The 266-nt window shown below is 64.7% G+C and carries 1 protein-coding gene; it reads left to right on the top strand.

The features are described 5' to 3' along the window. Window positions 1-9: 9 nt before the first annotated feature. A partial coding sequence (locus ACWGPE_RS18665) for a hypothetical protein (protein ID WP_452049258.1) occupies window positions 10-266 on the top strand: 257 nt, incomplete at its 3' end.

Raw genomic sequence — 266 nt, 5'->3', positions numbered from 1 at the left:
GCTTCTGCGGTGAGTGAACGCACCGCAGATGGGCTCGCGGCGACAGTTTGGCGGTGGAATGCGCGCACCGGTCGGGAGGACTCCCGCATGCGGCTAGACGATTACGTGAGGGATCTGGAATTCAGTCCCGACGCGCGCACCCTGGCCATAGGGACCTGGCGGGGCGCGGTCATGTTGTGGGGCAACATGGAGCGGGTCCCGCGTGAAATCGCGCCTCCCGAGAAGTCTGCGCTATTGCCGGACATCTCGATAGCGAGTGTCGCGTT

Source organism: Agromyces sp. NPDC055658, assembly GCF_053618155.1.
Note: the sequence above shows the minus strand (reverse complement) of the source record. Positions and strands in the feature narration are given on the sequence as shown.